This window comes from Metabacillus fastidiosus NBRC 101226 (assembly GCF_001591625.1).
GTDB classification, from domain to species: Bacteria; Bacillota; Bacilli; order Bacillales; family Bacillaceae; genus Metabacillus; species Metabacillus fastidiosus.
Genome location: NZ_BCVG01000025.1, coordinates 1 through 14,847, shown reverse-complemented (window position 1 = coordinate 14,847; position 14,847 = coordinate 1). Strand labels below are relative to the sequence as shown.

The 14,847-nt window shown below is 35.0% G+C and carries 18 protein-coding genes and 1 riboswitch; of the genes, 10 read left to right on the top strand and 8 right to left on the bottom strand.

Going from position 1 to position 14,847, the window contains the following annotated elements:
- Nucleotides 1-129: 129 nt before the first annotated feature.
- Together BFA01S_RS08750 and BFA01S_RS08745 are read right to left on the bottom strand one after the other, a co-directional pair.
- Nucleotides 130-1,128, bottom strand: coding sequence for a metal ABC transporter solute-binding protein, Zn/Mn family (locus BFA01S_RS08750; protein WP_066228563.1), 999 nt, complete (start codon nt 1,126-1,128; stop codon nt 130-132).
- 141 nt (nt 1,129-1,269) lie between these two features.
- Nucleotides 1,270-2,457, bottom strand: coding sequence for a GTP-binding protein (locus BFA01S_RS08745; protein ID WP_066228559.1), 1,188 nt, complete (start codon nt 2,455-2,457; stop codon nt 1,270-1,272).
- Between the two features lie 128 nt (nt 2,458-2,585).
- Between BFA01S_RS08745 and BFA01S_RS08740 the strand changes: the two genes are divergently transcribed.
- The gene (locus tag BFA01S_RS08740; protein ID WP_066228556.1) at nt 2,586-3,149 is read left to right on the top strand and encodes a beta-class carbonic anhydrase; all 564 of its coding nucleotides are present in this window, start codon (nt 2,586-2,588) and stop codon (nt 3,147-3,149) included.
- Here BFA01S_RS08740 and yidD read toward each other — a convergent pair.
- On the bottom strand, nt 3,130-3,369 hold the full coding sequence (gene yidD, locus BFA01S_RS08735; protein ID WP_066228554.1) for a membrane protein insertion efficiency factor YidD: 240 nt from the start codon (nt 3,367-3,369) through the stop codon (nt 3,130-3,132). The genes BFA01S_RS08740 and yidD overlap by 20 nt on opposite strands.
- Before the next feature lie 127 nt (nt 3,370-3,496).
- Between yidD and BFA01S_RS08730 the strand changes: the two genes are divergently transcribed.
- Nucleotides 3,497-3,970 (top strand): S-ribosylhomocysteine lyase, encoded by a 474-nt coding sequence (locus BFA01S_RS08730; protein ID WP_066228551.1) that lies wholly within the window; start codon nt 3,497-3,499, stop codon nt 3,968-3,970.
- Nucleotides 3,971-4,026: 56 nt separating this feature from the next.
- Here the strand turns inward: BFA01S_RS08730 and folE2 are convergent, their stop codons facing one another.
- A complete protein-coding gene (gene folE2 / locus BFA01S_RS08725; protein ID WP_066228548.1) occupies nt 4,027-4,929 on the bottom strand; it encodes a GTP cyclohydrolase FolE2 in 903 nt (300 codons plus the stop codon).
- Between the two features lie 209 nt (nt 4,930-5,138).
- Here folE2 and BFA01S_RS08720 point away from each other — a divergent pair, with 209 nt between their 5' ends.
- On the top strand, nt 5,139-6,140 hold the full coding sequence (locus BFA01S_RS08720) for a permease (protein ID WP_066228546.1): 1,002 nt from the start codon (nt 5,139-5,141) through the stop codon (nt 6,138-6,140).
- 17 nt (nt 6,141-6,157) lie between these two features.
- Nucleotides 6,158-7,045, top strand: a complete 888-nt coding sequence (locus BFA01S_RS08715; protein WP_066228540.1) for a TIGR03943 family putative permease subunit — start codon at nt 6,158-6,160, stop codon at nt 7,043-7,045.
- 138 nt (nt 7,046-7,183) lie between these two features.
- On the opposite strand, the gene ytzI is transcribed toward BFA01S_RS08715, so the two are convergent.
- A complete protein-coding gene (ytzI, locus tag BFA01S_RS21840) occupies nt 7,184-7,345 on the bottom strand; it encodes a YtzI protein (RefSeq protein ID WP_082799914.1) in 162 nt (53 codons plus the stop codon).
- A 101-nt stretch (nt 7,346-7,446) separates the two neighbouring features.
- Between ytzI and BFA01S_RS08710 the strand changes: the two genes are divergently transcribed.
- The 3 genes from BFA01S_RS08710 (at nt 7,447) to ytkD (ending at nt 8,822) form a co-directional block, all read left to right on the top strand.
- Nucleotides 7,447-7,887, top strand: coding sequence for a Dps family protein (locus BFA01S_RS08710; protein WP_066228536.1), 441 nt, complete (start codon nt 7,447-7,449; stop codon nt 7,885-7,887).
- A 30-nt stretch (nt 7,888-7,917) separates the two neighbouring features.
- The gene (locus tag BFA01S_RS08705) at nt 7,918-8,244 is read left to right on the top strand and encodes a hydrolase (RefSeq protein ID WP_066228534.1); all 327 of its coding nucleotides are present in this window, start codon (nt 7,918-7,920) and stop codon (nt 8,242-8,244) included.
- A 110-nt stretch (nt 8,245-8,354) separates the two neighbouring features.
- The gene (gene ytkD / locus BFA01S_RS08700) at nt 8,355-8,822 is read left to right on the top strand and encodes an RNA deprotection pyrophosphohydrolase (protein ID WP_066228532.1); all 468 of its coding nucleotides are present in this window, start codon (nt 8,355-8,357) and stop codon (nt 8,820-8,822) included.
- A gap of 180 nt (nt 8,823-9,002) precedes the next feature.
- On the opposite strand, the gene BFA01S_RS08695 is transcribed toward ytkD, so the two are convergent.
- The 3 genes from BFA01S_RS08695 to BFA01S_RS08685 all read right to left on the bottom strand — a co-directional run bounded on the left by BFA01S_RS08695 (nt 9,003) and on the right by BFA01S_RS08685 (nt 11,644).
- On the bottom strand, nt 9,003-9,818 hold the full coding sequence (locus BFA01S_RS08695; protein ID WP_066228529.1) for an ABC transporter permease: 816 nt from the start codon (nt 9,816-9,818) through the stop codon (nt 9,003-9,005).
- The gene (locus tag BFA01S_RS08690; protein ID WP_066228527.1) at nt 9,793-10,575 is read right to left on the bottom strand and encodes an ABC transporter ATP-binding protein; all 783 of its coding nucleotides are present in this window, start codon (nt 10,573-10,575) and stop codon (nt 9,793-9,795) included. Before BFA01S_RS08690 ends, BFA01S_RS08695 begins: the two co-directional genes overlap by 26 nt.
- 82 nt (nt 10,576-10,657) lie before the next feature.
- Nucleotides 10,658-11,644 carry an ABC transporter substrate-binding protein gene (locus BFA01S_RS08685; RefSeq protein ID WP_066228524.1) on the bottom strand — a complete coding sequence of 329 codons (987 nt, stop codon included), beginning with the start codon at nt 11,642-11,644 and terminating at the stop codon, nt 10,658-10,660.
- A 285-nt stretch (nt 11,645-11,929) separates the two neighbouring features.
- Between BFA01S_RS08685 and BFA01S_RS08680 the strand changes: the two genes are divergently transcribed.
- From BFA01S_RS08680 to metK, 3 genes are all read left to right on the top strand, one after another.
- The gene (locus BFA01S_RS08680) at nt 11,930-12,709 is read left to right on the top strand and encodes an alpha/beta hydrolase family protein (protein ID WP_066228521.1); all 780 of its coding nucleotides are present in this window, start codon (nt 11,930-11,932) and stop codon (nt 12,707-12,709) included.
- 15 nt (nt 12,710-12,724) lie between these two features.
- On the top strand, nt 12,725-12,970 hold the full coding sequence (locus BFA01S_RS08675) for a DUF2584 family protein (RefSeq protein WP_066228515.1): 246 nt from the start codon (nt 12,725-12,727) through the stop codon (nt 12,968-12,970).
- A gap of 136 nt (nt 12,971-13,106) precedes the next feature.
- A riboswitch (SAM riboswitch) is annotated at nt 13,107-13,268 on the top strand.
- Between the two features lie 319 nt (nt 13,269-13,587).
- Nucleotides 13,588-14,790 carry a methionine adenosyltransferase gene (metK, locus tag BFA01S_RS08670; RefSeq protein ID WP_066228512.1) on the top strand — a complete coding sequence of 401 codons (1,203 nt, stop codon included), beginning with the start codon at nt 13,588-13,590 and terminating at the stop codon, nt 14,788-14,790.
- The last annotated feature ends 57 nt before the right edge of the window (nt 14,791-14,847 follow it).

The window sequence follows — 14,847 nt, the reverse complement described above, 5'->3', positions numbered from 1 at the left end:
CTCTATGACAAAATATTTATACGTATTAGCTGCACGAAGAAGAACAAAATATAAAATTAATAAATGATGTGAGAGGAAGAAGTTAGCAATAAAAAAGGTATGTACCAAATTCGGTACATACCTTTTTTATTAATGCAATAATGCTTTCTCAATTGTTTTAATATTTTTTTCCATCATGCTAAAGTAATCTTCATTATTTTTTACATCTTTTTCTGAAATAGATTCAAGATTATGCAATGTCAAAGCTTCGGCATGAAGTTCATTTTTAACAATGTCGGAAATTTTACTGCTGACATTGCTTTCAAAAAGAACATATTTAATATTATGTTTCTTTGCTGTTTCAATAATGTTTTGCAGCTGTTTCTGTGAAGGCTCTTGTGTAGGTGAAAGACCTAAGACACTTATCTGCTCGATACCGTATCTCTTCTGCCAGTATCCATATGCAGCATGTGAAACTAAAATTTCTTTTTTCGGTGCTTTTTCAATAATTGCTGTAAATTGTTTATCGAGATTTTCTAAATCTGCTTTTAATGCCTCATAATTTTCCTCAAATTGTTCTTTATTATTAGGATCAAGCTCTGCTAAAGCATTTTTGATATTCTCAGCTAATTTAATTGATAAAACAGGGTCTAACCATACATGAGGGTCTGTGTCACCATGATCATGTTCGTGCTCATCTTCTTCATGGGCATGTTCCTCGTGTTCGTGTCCTTCTTCTTCATGAGCGTGTTCTTCATGTTCATTGCTAAGTAATTCTACACCTTCACCAGCTTTAACAAATTTTACATCTTCATTTTTTAACGATTCTTCTGCTTTTTCAGCGAATCCTTCAATTCCGACACCAGTATAAATAAATGCATCTCCATCTGCAATTTCTACCATTGTTTTTGATGTCGGTTCAAACGTATGGGCATCAGCTCCAGGAGGATAGATGCTCTTTACATTAACAAGATCTCCACCGATTTTTTTTGTGAAATCCTCAAGTGGGAAGATAGTCGTATAAACTGTTAATTGCTTTTTACTTCCTTCTTTTGCGTCACTCTTATTTGTTTTTTCGTTATTTCCACATCCGAATAAAGCAGTCGCCAAGAGCAGGATAAGTGTTAGAAATAATGCTGATTTTTTCAATGTTTTCTCCTCTCGTACTTAAAATGATTGCTAAGTACATATTTTTATATTTATTAAATCAATATGATTACGAATTATAAAATAGCACTTTGCAATTATATCGAAATTGTTCCGTTTTGAAAACCGTTTTTTGAAAAAAATTTAACTTGCAACTGTGAATGGAGGAAGTGTGTCAGTAAATTGATTCCATTGTTCCTTCATTTCTATATCGGTTAATAAGCAATTATCTAATGATTTTATGATTTCTTGTTCATCCATTTCTATACCGATGAAAACTAATTCATTTTGTCGGTCTCCAAAGTTTTCATCCCATTTTTCTAAAAGTTCAGGTTCTTCTTTTAAAATTTCCTGTTTTTCCTGCTCTGGATAAGCAGCAATCCATTCACCGGCACCTTGCAGCATAATTGATGTACCAGCTTGTGATAAAAGCCCGGCAATATTATTTCGTGATGCCAGCCAAAAAAAACCTTTTGCACGTACTACTTCAACGGGCCAATTCTCAAGCCAGTTTTTAAAGCGTTCCGGATGGAATGGTTTTCTGCTGCGGTAAACGAAGGAAGAGATACCGTATTCTTCTGTTTCAGGAATATGCTCCTCATTTAATTCTTTTATCCATCCAGCACCTTGGCTTGCAGTTTCAAAATTAAATAGATGTGTATTCAATATATGATCAAGTCCAATTTTCCCAAATGTAGTTTGAATAATTTTAGCCTCAGGATTTAATTTTTGCAGAACAGCCTCAAGCTCATTGGCATCTTCTTTTGATAATAAGTCAATTTTATTTAATAAAATGACATTTGCAAATTCAATTTGATCAAAAAGCAAATCAACAACTTCTCTTACATCACTTTCATCTGTTCCTTGTTTACGATCAAGAAGACTCTCACCTGATGCAAAATCTTCCCAAAATCTGTTTCCATCAACAACAGTAACCATTGTATCAAGCTGACAAATTTTTGTGAGATCAATGCCGAGTTCCTCATCTATGTATGTAAATGTTTGTGCCACCGGTATCGGTTCACTTATCCCAGATGATTCGATTAGAATGTAGTCAATATTTCCCTCATTTACTAATCTTTCAACTTCAATCATTAAATCTTCACGTAATGTACAGCATATACAGCCATTTTGCATTTCAACGAGCTTCTCATCTGTTCTTGTAAAACCACCTTGTTTAATTAAATTAGCGTCAATATTCACCTCGCTCATATCATTTACAATAACCGCAATTTTTTTCCCTTCACGGTTTGCTAAAATATGATTTAATAATGTTGTTTTTCCAGAGCCTAAATAGCCGCTTAAGACAGTTACAGGTATTTTTTTGTTCATTATATTACTCCTTCTCTTTAAATAGTAACCATTACGATTTATTGATATATCATAACGAAAAAATATGTAACTGGCAAGAGTTATGTTATATTTTTGTTGAAACGAAAAATTTATTGAGGTGATAAATAATGAGAGCGTTAGATAGAATTCTTTCACATAATGAGAATTTCGTAGCAAAAAAGGAATATGAAAAATTCCAGACGACAAAATTTCCGAATAAAAAACTTGTTATTTTATCTTGTATGGATACGAGATTAGTTGAGCTTCTTCCACAAGCGATGAATGTAAAAAATGGGGATGTTAAAATTGTAAAAAGTGCGGGAGCGATTGTTGCCCACCCATTTGGAAGTATTATGAGAAGTATTTTAGTGGCTGTTTATGAGCTCAATGCAGATGAAATTTGTGTAGTCGGTCATCACGATTGCGGAATGAGTAATTTGAACGCGGATAATTTTTTAGCAAAAGCAGTTGATAGAGGTGTTCCAGCAGAAAGAATAGATATGCTAAGTTACTCTGGAATTGATTTAAAACAATGGCTGCAAGGATTTGAGAAAGTGGAGGATAGTGTGCGTCATAGCGTAAATGCCATTGTAAATCATCCACTTCTCCCGAATGCTGTACCTGTTCATGGACTTGTTATTGATCCTGCTACAGGTAAACTTGATATTGTTATTAATGGGTATGATCGTTAATATTCTTTTTTTCAGGAACGGGGTCAATTCCTCCTGGGTGTAAAGGATGACATTTTAAAATACGAATGGCTGTCAGCCAAAAACCTTTTATGACACCGAATCTGCGAAATGCTTCAATACCGTAGTGGGAACAGGTTGGATAAAAGCGGCATGTAGGCGGTTTTAAAGGTGAAATAAATTTTTGATAGAAACGGAAAAAGACGATAAATAAATGCTTCAAAGCAGATGACCACCTTTTTATTTATAGTTAAAGTAAATTGGAAATGAAAAAAAGACCGTAATTAATGATATTTTTCGCAATTAATTGTATCATGAAAGAAGTATTTATTAAATTAAGGAGTGGTTTTATGCCTTCTGTAGAAAGTTTTGAATTAGACCATGATGCGGTAAAAGCACCGTATGTAAGACATTGCGGTGTTCATAAAGTCGGCAGTGACGGGGAAGTAAATAAATTTGATATTCGTTTTTGCCAGCCGAACAAGCAGGCAATGAAGCCTGATGTTATTCATACATTAGAGCATTTATTAGCATTTAATATCCGCAAGCACGTAGAGAAATATGATCATTTTGATATTATTGATATTTCACCGATGGGCTGCCAAACTGGCTATTATTTAGTTGTGAGCGGTAAGCCTGAAGTAACAGAAATTATCGATCTATTAGAGGATACGTTAAAAGAAGCGGTAGAAATTACAGAAATTCCTGCTGCAAATGAAAAACAATGCGGCCAAGCGAAACTTCATGATTTAGAAGGCGCAAAGCGTTTAATGAGCTTCTGGCTTGAGCAGGATAAAGAAGAGTTAGCGAAAGTATTTGGATAAAGAGATAATAGAATAGAAGATAAAAAGAGCTGCCGATAAAGTCGGCAGCTCTTTTTTTATTTCTCATAGCTTAAAGACGCGATCGCATCATGTAAATGGATTGACTCTTCGTTTCGGCATTCTACTTTGAAAGCTTGAACAAAGTTAAGCTCATATAAATCAGCTGCAACAAGTCTTACCATATCTTCAACGAAGCGGGGATTCTCATAAGCTGTTTCAGTTACCATTTTTTCATCTGGACGTTTTAGTACAGGATGAATCATTGCGCTTGCGTTTGATTCAGCTGCTTCTAATAAAGTCGCTTTCCAGTCTGTTTCTTCTTTGTAGCTGTCCGTGAATGTAACTTCCATTGATACATAGCCGCGCTGATTGTGGGCGCTGTATTCACTAATCTCTTTAGAACATGGACAAAGCGTTGTGACAGCACATACTAGCTTTGCAGAGCTTGTAAATCCTTTTCCTTCTTTATAAGTAACTGCTAATACAGCTTCAGCATGATTAAGACCGATTAATTGGGAACTAGGGCCCTTACGTTCGTAAAACCATGGGAAGCTTACTTCGATACTCGCATCTTTTTGTTTTAAACGTGTTGCAAGTTCTTTCGTGAAATCATATAAATTGGAAAGGGTAAGAACAAATCCTCCTGCTTGACGGTATGCTTCCAGTTGTTCGGTAAAACGGCTCATGTTTGTTCCTTTTGCATCATAATCAATCGTGCTCGTCATTTTGAATGTTGCAATTGTTGTCTGTTCTTTAGGGTTTGATTCAGATGGAACGATAATAGGGTGTTTGACATTGCTGATGCCAACCGCATTTATTGAAAATAAAAAATCTTTTTTTGAATTTTGTAAATCTGGCATTTGTTCTTTTTCAGTAGGTTTTACCTTTAATCCTGGCTCAACAGAACCAAATAATTTATGCCGTTCTTCTTTAGAAGGCATATTTAATTTTCTCTCCATGACTATTGTAATTCTCCTCTCTCGACAATCCGATAATCAGAGTATACTGTAAATTGCTAGGTAACTTCAATGATTATACTTTCCAACTATTAAATCTAGCATAATAAGCAGGAAGAGCTCGTATACTATACTATTAAATCTAGCATAATAAGCAGGAAGAGCTCGTATACTATACTATTAATTCTACTTTAAAGGAATGAGTTTAATAGATGGAAAAGCCAGTTGCTTTATTAAAGGAACTTAGTGCTCTTGCTTTAATCGCTCTGTTTTTCTATTTGTTTCTATTTGTTGATTTCCATGAGCTTCCATTTGAGATGCCGAAAAATTTCTTAAATGTTAATACAATTTTCTTAAGTATTGTGTTAGAGGCCATACCATTTATTTTACTCGGTGTATTCGTATCATCCATTATTCAAACATTCCTTTCTGAACATACGATTAAACGTCTTCTGCCGAAAAATCCGATCATTGCTCTTTTACCTGCTGCATTATTAGGCGCTATTTTCCCCATTTGTGAGTGTGCGATCGTTCTCATCGTAAGAAGATTAATAAAAAAAGGAATGCCTTTGCATGTTGGAGTTGTTTTCCTTATTGGGGCTCCAATTCTTAATCCGATTGTTTATGCTTCCACCTATTATGCTTTTCAATCTTCACAGGAAATCGTCTATGCGAGAATGGGACTTGCCTTCATTTTATCGATTGTCATTGGTTCTATTATGTATCTCATATTTAAAAATAGTGAGCAGTTGAAATGGTCGAGAGATGAATTAATTGGTAAGTTACAAACGAGTGAAATAGCTGGAAGAAGTAAATGGAAGGATACATTTTTTCATGCAAGTGATGAATTTTTTGAAATGGGAAAGTACCTGCTTTTCGGAGCTTTTATCGCCAGCTTGTTTCAAACATTTCTTAATCGTTCCGTTTTAGTCGAACTGGGAACGAATGAACTTGTTTCCCCAGCAATTATGATGGCTTTCGGTTTTATTTTATCTTTATGTTCAGAAGCAGATGCATTTGTAGCAGCTTCTTTTGGAAATACTTTCTCCAATGTCTCTTTAATTGCTTTTCTTGTTTATGGACCGATGATTGATTTGAAAAATACATTTATGCTGCTTGCATTTTTTAAAGTAAGATTTGTTCTTGTTTTTATTGCTGTTGTTACGATTATAGTTTATATTTCGGTTCTTCTTTACGGTCAGTTTTTTATATAGAGGAGATGAGTAAGTAAATGGAAAAATACAGGTTCCATATTTACATACGTGGAATCATTTTAATTGGTTTTACGATGCTCATGTTTAAGCTTATTATTACCGGAAATATAATAAACTTTATTGCGCCGAAAATGCTTCCGTTCGTTTATTTTGCTGTTTGTACATTTTTCCTGCTTGGCATCATTCAAATTTTCAGAAGCAGTTCTAAAAATGAGGAGGATCTTTACTGTAATTGCGGTGCTGATCATGAGGAAAGCAATTCACCAGTTCAGTCTGTTTTAATTTATTTGCTCTTTATTTTCCCAATTATAACAGGATTCGTATTCCCAAATATTGTTCTTGATAGCGAACTTGCAGCAAAAAGAGGATTTAAGACTACGCTGCAATCAACAAATGAGGCTGGGAGACAGACGGAACAGGAAAATGTAGAAGAGTTTCCAAGTTCCAGTCCTGATATCCCGCTTGAGCACCCTGAAGGCTTCGAAATAAAACCTCCTCCAGATGGCTTCTACGAAAGACTGGAAAAAGAAATGCTTGGTATGAATAAAATTTTATTTGAAGATGACCAGTATATTGCAATGACAAATATTATTGATGAATATCCAAAAAAATTTATTAATAAAGAAATAGAATTAATTGGTTTTGTTTATCGTGAGGAAAATTTTAACGAAAACGAATTTGTTATTGCACGATTCGGACTTTCCTGCTGTGTGGCTGATGCTTCTGTATATGGAACACTTGCGGCAGTGCACGATGCAACACAGTATAAAAACGATGAATGGGTAAGGGTTAGCGGAAAGTTAGCTACAACTGAATATGAAGGCTATACTATTCCTTATTTATTGATTCAGAAAATCAAAAAGATTGATCAGCCACAAGCTCCGTATGTATATGAAAATTATTAATAAATAAGAAAATGTCCGATAAGTTCCTAATAGATAGTAAAAACTGAAAGGACCCGTCGCGAAATCCCTTGATTTTATTTGATTCTCATAGAGGGGTCTTTCAGGAGGATGTGTAAAAAGGGCCGTTTTTTACCCTTCTTATACATCCTCTCTTTTTTTTCTATTGTCATGTTCTTTATGTTGTGACTCATCGATAGAGTCAATAGTATGTTTGAATTGGTATGCTTTAGAAGTCGTCAGCACACTTAAAACTAAAACAACGAGGACAATGATAATAGAGATAATAAAAACAGTTGTCATTATATGTTACCTCCTCTTATCTATATCTTACCATGAATGAATTAGTTTTAAATGAGGGAAGATAGGGAAAGGGTTAATAAGATCGCAAAGGAGGAAGAAAAATGTCAAAAAATTTAGTGAATGTTGTAAATAAGCAAATTGCAAATTGGACTGTTCTATATGTGAAATTACATAATTATCATTGGTTTGTAAAAGGAAGCAACTTCTTTACACTCCATGCTAAATTCGAAGAACTATATACAGAGGCAGCAGTTCATATCGACGAACTGGCGGAGCGGTTACTTGCTTTAGAAGGTGAGCCTGTAGCGACAATGAAAGCTTGTCTAGAAGCATCATCAATAGAAGAAGCAGAAGGAAACGAGTCAGCCGAACAAATGGTTCAAAGTATTTATAATGACTTTTCAAAATTAGCGGAAGAATTAAAAAGTGGAATGGAATTAGCTGGTGAAGTAGGGGATGAGACTACAGGTGATATGCTGCTTGCGATTCATCAAAGTCTAGAAAAGCATAACTGGATGTTAAAGTCATTTTTAGGTAAATAATTTTATTAGGAAGAGAAAGGGCCTGATCAAATGGAGGAAAATAAGAAGACATACTACGTCAGCGTAGCAAATGGTGAAATATCGCAGCTAAGCACTGCTTCACCATGGGATTATAAGATTGAAGCAACCGATCTCGAAATTATTCAACTTCGTGAATATTTTGAACAAGTGTCTTCGGCAGACTGGGAAAGCTTTTGGCGGGCACATGTGCCATTTTTAGAGTATCATCATGATAATCCGAATAATGCAGTCGATGATACAAATAAGAAGATATTTGAAATGATTTACAGACTCGGTGATGAAGATGCGAAAAATCATATCCGCTCACAAGGGATTGTAGATCAGATTTCAGAATGAGAAAGTAAAAAATGAATAACAGATCCCTCTCAAAATGTTTTTCTATTAAAACTATTCTTCCATTATGATAAAATTTTAAATATTGTTATTTGAAAATTGAGGGGAAAATTATGTATCAGTTTAAAGATTATTATCATAATGAAGTACATTTATCTTTTAAGAAGTATCCATTTGCAGAGAAGGCAAAACATGTATGGGTTATTTGTCAGTATGAGAATAAATGGCTTTTAACAAACCATTCTGATCGCGGCTTTGAATTCCCAGGCGGAAAAGTAGAGGATGGAGAAAGTGCGGAAGAAGCTGCGATTAGAGAAGTGAAAGAAGAAACAGGGGGAAACATTGAAGAAATTACATATATTGGTCAATATCGTGTGTTAGGAAAAGAAAAGACGATCATAAAAAATATTTATTTTGCAAAGGTGAAAGAATTAGTTGTTCAGGACGATTATCTTGAAACGAATGGTCCTGTATTATTAGCTGATATACCAATGGATGTGAAGCGTGATAAGAAGTTTAGTTTTATTATGAAAGATGATGTATTAATAAAAAGTTTGCAAAAAATTAAGTCCTTATTGTAAAAAAGGAAGACCTCTCTAACTTTCTGTTTGAAGAGGTCTTTTCGCTTTCCCATACTTAAAGGGCAGTAAGTCTTCTTTCTTAGAATTCTGATAAAAACAAAGAAGATAGGTGGAGTTTAACTGCCTCAACTAACTATTAGCGAGGGATGAAAAGAATTCTCTCACGGATAGAAGTTTCATTTACTGTTTTTCATTTTTAATAAGCTTTTTCTCGAGCAGTTCAACACCTTGATACATAATTGTTGCGAAGAAGGCAATAAGGAGCAGGCTTAAGAGTACTAAAGTAAAGTTAAATACTTGGAATCCATATATAATCATATAGCCTAACCCTTCTTTTGATACAAGAAATTCACCAACGATTACACCGACCCATGACAGTCCAACATTTACTTTTAATGTCGAAATAATTGTTGGGAACGAAGATGGTAATAAAGCTTCTTTAAATATTTGTGATTTTGATGCTCCGAATGTTTGCAGAACTTTTATATAGTTTGGGTCCACTTCTTTAAATGATGTATAGACGACGATTGTTGTAATGATAACGGAAATAATTGCACCCATTGTAATAATAGAAACAAGTCCCGGACCTAAAGCAACGATAAGAATAGGCCCTAAAGCAACTTTTGGCATAGCATTTAAGACGACTAGATAAGGGTCCACAACTTTTGATAATTTTGGTGACCACCATAAAATAGCTGCTAAAACAGCCCCAAGTAATGTACCTAAAATAAATCCGAGAACTGTTTCAAAAAGAGTGACACTTAGATGAGTAAGAAGGGAGCCGTCATTTAGTTTTATGATAAATAAATTCCATACTTTAGATGGATAGCTAAAAATGAGTGGATCAATCCATTCATTTTTACCGGCTATTTCCCATGCAGAGAAAAAGATGAGAAAGATGAGAGCTTGGTAAAAACGGATCCATTTCTTTTCTTTTTTCAACTCTTTTAAATAATTTTGATGGAGAAGGTCAATTGACTTTTGATTTTCTCTCAAGCTGATCCAACTCCTTCCATAATAGCTGGAATAGTTCGGAGTATTGAGGGTGCTGTCTTGCATGAAATGGAAGAAGTTCTTTTAGTTCATCCGGTATATCATATATTTTCTCAATTTTGCCCGGATTTGAAGATAAAATAAAAATTCTATCGCTCATTGCAATAGCTTCACCGATATCATGTGTGACGAGCAATGCTGTTTTTTTATATTCCTTTAATATTTGAAATACTAAATCCTCCAGCTTTAATTTTGTCTGGAAATCAAGAGCGGAAAATGGTTCATCTAATAATAATATTTTTGGATTTGTTGCAAGTGTACGAACTAAAGCAGCACGCTGCCGCATCCCGCCTGAAAGTTGATGTGGATATTGTTTTTTAACATTTTCCAGACCAATTTCCTTTAAAAGCTCAAGACAGTGCTGGCGATTTTCTTTTGTTAAATTCCCGATAATCTTTAATCCGATTGTAATATTTTCTTCGATCGTCTTCCAAGGGAATAAATAATCTTGTTGAAGCATATAACCAGTATCCGAATTTGTTTCAGTTACCAATTTTCCCGCAATTGTTACTTTTCCTTTCGTTGGTCTAATTAATGCAGCGATAATGGAAAGCAATGTTGTTTTCCCGCAGCCGCTAGGTCCTAAAAAGGAAATGAATTCTCCTTCTTCTACAGATAAATTAATCTCTTCTAAAGCTTTCATTGCGGAATCTTTCGTAACATAAATATGATGTACATCATGTACTGTTAAGAAAGACATATTCATCATCCTAACGTTAAATAGTAATAGAGCTGTCTTTTATTTGATATTTATATTTTAAGAAAGCTCTATTCTTGAAGAGTTATTTCTTTATAACCTCTTTAGCATGTTTCGTATTTACAAGTGTTTCATAATCAACATGTTTAGGAAGTTCGCCAGCTTCTTTCATAATTGTTTGCAGGTTCTCCCATTCTTCTTCATCTAAAATCGGGTCAGCAGCAAAGGAATCTTGCTGTTTATAGCGTTCAACTACCATTTCAATAACATCCAATTCAGTATCTTCAAATTGTGGAGCGATGGATTTTGCAATTGTTGCTGAATCATTTTCTTCCACCCATTGCTGTGCTTTATAAATGGCTGCTGTAAATTTTTTTATTGTTTCTTCATTTTTATTAATATAGCTTTCTTTACTCATGAATGTTGTATAGGGAACCTTTCCAGACTCGGTGCCGAAAGATGCAACAATATGGCCTCTTCCTTCTTTTTCAAAAATACTTGCTTGCGGTTCAAATAATTGAACATAGTCACCGGTACCAGAAGCAAAGGCGCTTCCTATGTTTGCAAAGTCAACATTTTGAATAAGTTTTAAATCATTTTTCGGATCGATCTCATGTTTCTTTAAAACAAACTCACCGACCATTTGCGGCATACCGCCCTTTCGCTGGCCGAGAAATGTACTTCCTTTTAGTTGTGACCATTCAAAATTGTCTATCTTCTCACGACTGACGAGAAAGGTGCCATCTGTCTGTGTGAGTTGTGCAAAGTTCACTGCTGGATCATTAGAGCCTTGGGAATAAACATAAATCGATGTTTCAGAGCCGACTAGAGCTATATCTGCTCCACCTGATAAAAGCGTAGTCATCGTCTTATCCCCGCCCCATGTCGTTTGTAAATCCACTTCAATTCCTTCTTCTTCAAAAAAGCCTTCAGCCAATGCTACATATAACGGAGCATAAAAGATAGAATGAGTTACTTCAGCGACACGAACTTTTTCAGATGTATTATTACAAGCTGATAGCGGAATTGAAATAATAAGTACAATACTTAGGAAAACAAGCCATTTTTTCACAAATTAACCCTCCTCAAAGCCATGTAATTTCTTTTATCCCACTCTTAACGGGCAGTAAGACTCTCATTTCAAGGAGATGAAAAGTAAAGTCTATAAGTGAGAGATCAAACTGCCCGTAAAGATCCGATAAGTTCAGCTAACAATCAGTGAGGATGAGAAAACCCTTACTGATTGAAGATTCACTTTATACATTATGAAAATAATAAAAATGTGTGAATGCCTAATTGTTTTGAAATAATAAAAATGCTTGGTATAGTAGGGGAAATGGGAAGGAGAGAGGATATAATGAATGAAAAAATAATCGAGAAAATAAAGTATCCATCACCTAATCCGAATATTATGCTGTCGCTTATTACATATTTATCAAATGGTTTAAAAGTAAAAGGCTTCTTAGCTGAACCAGTGAAAGAAGGAAAATACGATGGTTTCGTTTATTTAAGAGGCGGAATTAAGAGCGTTGGTATGGTAAGAATCGGAAGAATCATTCAGTTTGCTTCCCAAGGATTTGTTGTTATTGCTCCTTTTTACCGAGGGAATCAAGGCGGAGAAGGAAATGAAGATTTTGCTGGTGATGACAGGTATGATGCTGTTGCGGCAATTAATATATTAAGAAATCATCATAAAGTTGATCATGAACGCATTCATCTATTCGGTTTTTCAAGAGGCGGGGTCATGGCTTTATTAGCTGGAATTATTGACAAGAAAGTCCGTTCAATTACGACTTGGGGCGGTGTAACAGATATGTTTTTAACATATGTGGAACGAGAGGATTTAAGAAGAATGATGAAGCGGGTTATTGGCGGCACCCCCACGAAATATCCTGCGAGATATAAATGGCGTACACCGTTATTTCAGCTTGAACAGATCTCTGCACCAGTTCTTATTATTCATGGTGTGAAAGATAATAATGTTTCTATCGAGCACGCTTATAGACTTGAAAAGAGATTAAATGATTTAGATAAGCATGTGGAAAGCTGGTATTTTGAGCAATTTACACACTATTTCCCGCCAAAGGATAATCGAGAAACATTAGCAAGGCTTTGTGAATGGATGAAAAAACAGTAAAAGGAATGATTATAAATGGGAATGCCAATGGAATTTAATACGATGATTGTAACAAAAGGAAATGAGAAACAGATTCAAGAGGATGTTTTTCAGCTGAAAAAAGACGGCTTAAGAATTTATCCAATGAATATTCCGATTGAAGTTCGTAAAATAATTGAAAGTGAGACAATTGGACAGGCACTTGTAATAAAAATAGAGCTTGAAAATGAGCAGACAGTTATAACATATAAGTTTATCACGGGGCAGAATACACATTTATAAAACAAGCGTATAATTGCTTACAAGACGAGATTTTGTATTAAATGGAACTTGATAAATTAAAATAAAAATGCTCAAGTAATATCGTTCCTGTTGACAGTAACGTATTACTGCGCTATCATAAGTCCTTGAACGGATTCTCTTATCCTGAGACGGCGGAGGGACAGACCCTATGAAGCCCAGCAACCTGCTAAAAAGAAAACGACGTTAGTAATAATGCAGTTTTATGCATAAAATTAACGACATTTTTCTGGCAAAGGTGCTAATCTGAGCAAGGCAAAGCGCCCTTGATCGATAAGAGTGAAAGGATATGGATATTTAACAACCAAAACCTTTCCTCAACAAGAGGGGAAGGTTTTTTTTATAAAGAAAATACCTTCATAATTTATGGACAATAGCAGATGTTAAGAAATACATAAAACCTTTTGTTTATAAAACTTATCAGGCGTTCAAACGTTACCTGCCCAAGTATGAAGGAACAAGACTTTTCCTTTTTAAAGAGTTTTGTCCCTTTTTACAAACATCGAAGTCAATCTATTTAAGGGAATGAGTTCCGGATCAATTTAAGATGAATAAGAAACTGATCACCAAAAATATGAGAAATATTGAGGAGGAAGCTCTTGATGACTAAAAGACGCCTTTTTACTTCTGAATCTGTTACAGAAGGACATCCAGATAAAATTTGCGATCAAATTTCAGACGCAATTTTAGATTCAATTTTAACAGAAGATGCAAACGCACGTGTTGCTTGTGAAACATCTGTTACTACTGGTTTAGTACTTGTAGCTGGAGAAATTACGACTAGCACGTATGTTGATATTCCAAAAATCGTTCGAGAAACGATAAAAGATATTGGTTATACACGTGCTAAATATGGCTTTGATGCAGAAACTTGTGCTGTTTTAACTTCTATTGATGAGCAATCAGCCGATATTGCTTTAGGTGTTGACCAGGCATTGGAAGCTCGTGAGGGACAAATGTCTGATGAGGAAATTGAAGCAATCGGTGCCGGTGACCAAGGTTTAATGTTCGGATTCGCTTGTAATGAAACAGAGGAATTAATGCCTCTTCCGATTTCATTAGCACATAAATTATCATACCGTCTAACAGAAGTGCGCAAAAATGAGACAATCCCTTACTTGCGTCCAGATGGAAAAACACAAGTAACGGTGGAATATGATGAGAATGATCAGCCAGTTCGCATTGATACGATTGTTATTTCAACTCAGCATCATCCAGAAATTTCACTTGAACAAATTCAACGTGATATAAAAAATTATGTTATTAATCCAGTTGTTCCTAAAGAATTAATTGATAATAAAACGAAATATTTTATTAATCCAACTGGAAGATTTGTTATCGGCGGCCCGCAAGGTGATGCAGGATTAACAGGGCGTAAAATTATCGTTGATACTTATGGCGGTTATGCTCGTCACGGCGGTGGAGCATTTTCTGGAAAAGATGCAACTAAAGTGGACCGCTCTGCAGCATATGCGGCACGCTATGTTGCAAAAAATATTGTTGCTTCAGAATTAGCGGATAAATGTGAGGTTCAATTAGCATACGCAATCGGTGTTGCTCAGCCTGTTTCCATTTCAATTGATACTTTCGGAACGGGAAAAGTATCTGAAGAAGTACTTGTAGATATTGTTCGTAAAAATTTCGACTTAAGACCGGCAGGAATTATAAAAATGCTTGATCTTCGCCGTCCAATTTACAAACAGACAGCAGCCTATGGTCATTTCGGTCGAGTGAATTTAAACTTACCATGGGAAAAAACTGATAAAGCAGATCTTATTCGTGAAGAAGCATTAAATTATTAATAAATAAAAGAAGAGGATGTCCCAAAAGGGTAAAAATCAACCCTTTTGGGACATCTT

Coding starts and splice junctions, on each gene's coding strand:
- BFA01S_RS08705 (WP_066228534.1), top strand. CDS start 7,918: ATGGAGGAAAATAAGAAGACATACTACGTCAGCGTAGCAAATGGTGAA.
- BFA01S_RS08740 (WP_066228556.1), top strand. CDS start 2,586: ATGAGAGCGTTAGATAGAATTCTTTCACATAATGAGAATTTCGTAGCA.
- BFA01S_RS08680 (WP_066228521.1), top strand. CDS start 11,930: ATGAATGAAAAAATAATCGAGAAAATAAAGTATCCATCACCTAATCCG.
- BFA01S_RS08690 (WP_066228527.1), bottom strand. CDS start 10,575: ATGTCTTTCTTAACAGTACATGATGTACATCATATTTATGTTACGAAA.
- BFA01S_RS08720 (WP_066228546.1), top strand. CDS start 5,139: ATGGAAAAGCCAGTTGCTTTATTAAAGGAACTTAGTGCTCTTGCTTTA.
- folE2 (WP_066228548.1), bottom strand. CDS start 4,929: ATGGAGAGAAAATTAAATATGCCTTCTAAAGAAGAACGGCATAAATTA.
- BFA01S_RS08715 (WP_066228540.1), top strand. CDS start 6,158: ATGGAAAAATACAGGTTCCATATTTACATACGTGGAATCATTTTAATT.
- ytzI (WP_082799914.1), bottom strand. CDS start 7,345: ATGACAACTGTTTTTATTATCTCTATTATCATTGTCCTCGTTGTTTTA.
- BFA01S_RS08710 (WP_066228536.1), top strand. CDS start 7,447: ATGTCAAAAAATTTAGTGAATGTTGTAAATAAGCAAATTGCAAATTGG.
- ytkD (WP_066228532.1), top strand. CDS start 8,355: ATGTATCAGTTTAAAGATTATTATCATAATGAAGTACATTTATCTTTT.
- BFA01S_RS08675 (WP_066228515.1), top strand. CDS start 12,725: ATGGGAATGCCAATGGAATTTAATACGATGATTGTAACAAAAGGAAAT.
- BFA01S_RS08745 (WP_066228559.1), bottom strand. CDS start 2,457: ATGAACAAAAAAATACCTGTAACTGTCTTAAGCGGCTATTTAGGCTCT.
- BFA01S_RS08730 (WP_066228551.1), top strand. CDS start 3,497: ATGCCTTCTGTAGAAAGTTTTGAATTAGACCATGATGCGGTAAAAGCA.